Below are 3,216 nucleotides of genomic sequence, written 5' to 3'. Positions count from 1 at the left end.
GCCGGACGGCGCCGGTGCGATGGATCCGGATGGAATGCCGGCGGCTTTCATGGATGCCGCCGCCCGCTCCCCCGCCGACCTGCAGCTTGCGCTTGGCCGCTTCTGGATGTCGGCCGGGATCGCCCCGGCGGCCGTCTTCGGCGTCGGTTCGGGGGAGATCGCGGCGGCGACCCTGGCGGGCCTGCGTCCGGCGGGGACGGCCCGGCCGACCGGCGCTGCCTTCATCTCCACCCGCACGGGGCGGATCGAAACGGCCTGGACCGAGGGCGACGGCGACTCCCGCCTCGACACGGCGATTGCCGCCGCCGCGTCCGCCGGCGCCGACGTCCTGCTGGTCCTGGGCGATGACAGCGCCTGCGCCGCGGGGACGATCGCGCGGCGAGCCGTATGTCATACCGTTATGGACGAAACTATTTGGCAGGGCGTGATCCAGGCGGCGCGGACGTTGTATCTGGCCGGCGTCGACCTGGCCTGGGACGTGTTCCATCGCCTGCCGGGGCAGGCGGGGGCCAGGCCGGTGCTCGACCTGCCGACTTACGCCTTCCAGCGGCAGCGCTATTGGCGGCCGGCAGACCCGGTGACGGCGGCGGCGGAGAAACCGGTGCAGGCGACGCCGGGTTTCGACTGGTCCCGGCTTGTCTCCGCCGTCGCCCAGCAAAGTGAGACCGGACCGCTCGGCTGGGACGTGACGCGGTTCGACGCACGCTGGCGCGCGGTCGATGCGCTGACCGCTGGATATGCCATCGACACGCTGGCCGGGTTCGGCGAGTTCGCCCAGCCCGGCGCGCGCGCGACGGCCGAGGATATCCTGCGCCGCCACGGGATCGCGCCGGGTTATCGCAACCTGGTGTATCGCTGGATGCTGCTGCTGGCGCGGGACGGTGTGCTGCAGGACGAGGGAAATGGGGTGTTCGTCAGCCCCTCTCCTCTCCGGCGGCGCGACCTTGCGGCGGCGTGGCAGGCAGTCGAGCGGCTGATGGCCGACGATCCGGACATGCTCGACTATGCGCGGCGCACCTGCGGCAAGCTGGTCGACTTGCTGACCGGACGGACAAATCCGTTGGAAGTGCTGTTCGCGCGCGGCTCGCTCGACATGGCCGAGGGGATTTACGAGCGCAGCCCCAGCGCGCGGTACCTGAACGCGATGGTCGCGTCGGCGGTGCGGTCGGCGCTGGCGGACCATCGCGGCGACGAACCGTTCCGCCTGGTGGAAGCGGGTGCGGGGACCGGCGGCACGACATCGTGCCTGGCCGAGTTCTTCCCGGCGGACGGGGAATACTGGTTCACCGACCTGTCGGATGTTTTCCTGACCCGGGCGCAGCGCCGGTTCGGGAAGAACCCGGCATTTCGTTTCAATCGCCTCGACCTGGAGCAGGCGCCGCCGGCGGAGCTGCCGGTGGGCCAGGCCGATGTGGTCCTGGCCGCCAATGTCATCCACGCGACACGCGACCTTGCCGTCACCCTCGATAACATGCGTGCCCTGCTGAAGCCGGGCGGATTGCTGGTGCTGCTCGAGTCGACGACGCATCACAGCATGCTCGACCTGTCGATCGGTTTCGTCGAAGGGTGGAATCGTTTCGACGACGCCTATCGGAGCTTTCATCCGCTGCTGGACGCCGACCGCTGGACGGCGCTGCTGCGGGAGCGTGGGTTCGTGACGGCGGAGCGGTTCCCGAAGGCCGGTTCGGTCACGGACAGGATCGGCCAGCATGTCATCGTCGCCCGCAACGACCTCGACATGCGCGCCGTCGCCGCGATCAAACGGTCAGCACCGGTCGAGGCCGTCGCCGCGTTCGTTGCGGAACCGGTTCAGGCCGACAAGCCGTTGGAGGCGATCGGGCGTGAGGCGCTGGAACGGATCGTCCGCCATTGCGCCGCGCAGGTCATGCATCTCGACCCCGCGACGCGGCCAGGGCCGCGGGAGCGTTTCTCCGACCTCGGCATGGATTCCTTGATGGCGCTGCAACTCCAGACCGATCTGTCCAAGGCGCTGGGCCTGGGCGACCGGCTGCCCGCGACGATCGCGTTCGACACCGGTACGGTGGAAGGGCTGACCGACGAGATCCTGCGCCTGGCGGCGCCGGCGCGGCCCGAGGCGGAACCGGTGCCCGTGGTTCGGGCCACGTTGCCGGGTGTCAAGAGCGCGGCCGACCTGGCCGACATGTCCGACGAAGAGGTCGAAGCGCTGCTGGCGCAGCGCGTCCTCGCCAACCAGATGGTGGTAAGCCGATGAGCGCGACGTCTCCGCTTCGACAGGCTTTCCTGGCGCTGCAGGACGCACAGGAACGTGTCGCCGCGCTGGAAGCGGAAAGGAACGAGCCGATCGCCGTGATCGGCCTGGGGTGCCGCATGCCGGGCGGCGAATCCGTGGATGCGTTCTGGGACATGCTGCACCGTGGGCATGATGCGGTGTCGACGGACGTCGCACGGCGGTGGCACGATATCCGAGCCGAGGCGGAGGATGCGCCGGACACGATCCGCCACGCCGCCCTGGTGGACGCGCCGGACCAGTTCGACGCGGAGTTCTTCGGCATCGCCCCGCGCGAGGCGGCCAGCATGGATCCGCAGCAGCGGCTGCTGCTGGAGGTGACCTGGGAGGCGCTGGAGCATGCCGGCATCGCGCCGACGTCGCTGTACGGGTCGCCGACCGGCGTCTATGTCGGTATCTGCACCTATGACTACTCGTTGCTTCGGTTGGCAACGACACCATTGTCCGACCTCGATGCCCATTTCGGATCGGGTACGGCGCACAGCATCGCGTCGGGGCGGATTTCCTATCTGCTGGGCCTGCGCGGGCCAAGCCTGTCGATCGACACGGCATGTTCGTCCTCGCTGGCGGCGATCCACCTGGCGATCGAGGGTTTGCGCCGGGGCGAGTGCGGCATGGCGCTGGCCGGCGGCGTCAACCTGATCCTGACGACCGAGGCGTCGCGTACGTTCGCCCGCGCCGGAATGCTGTCGCCGGACGGCCGCTGCAAGGCGTTTTCTGCGGGAGCGGACGGTTTTGTGCGCGGCGAGGGCTGCGGCGTTGTTGTGCTGAAGCGTCTGGGCGATGCGGTGCGTGACGGCGACCGTGTGCTTGCGGTGATCCGTGGCTCTGCGGTGAACCACGACGGCCCGAGCAGCGGGCTGACGGTGCCGAACGGGCTGGCGCAGCAGGCGCTGATCCGGCGGGCGCTGAAGGCGTCTGGGGTCTCGGCGGCCGAGGTCGGGTAT

At 69.7% G+C, this 3,216-nt stretch carries 2 protein-coding genes; both read left to right on the top strand.

The window, feature by feature from the left end; genetic code table 11:
• The coding region (locus tag VHB27_RS22855) for a methyltransferase (RefSeq protein WP_325604953.1) at positions 1 to 2,233 on the top strand (2,233 nt) is incomplete at its 5' end.
• A partial coding sequence (locus VHB27_RS22850; RefSeq protein ID WP_325604951.1) for a polyketide synthase occupies positions 2,230 to 3,216 on the top strand: 987 nt, incomplete at its 3' end. The genes VHB27_RS22855 and VHB27_RS22850, both read left to right, overlap by 4 nt.

Source organism: Rhodopila sp. (assembly GCF_035548235.1).
GTDB lineage: Bacteria > Pseudomonadota > Alphaproteobacteria > Acetobacterales > Acetobacteraceae > Rhodopila.
This window is presented reverse-complemented; position numbering and strand designations above follow the sequence as displayed.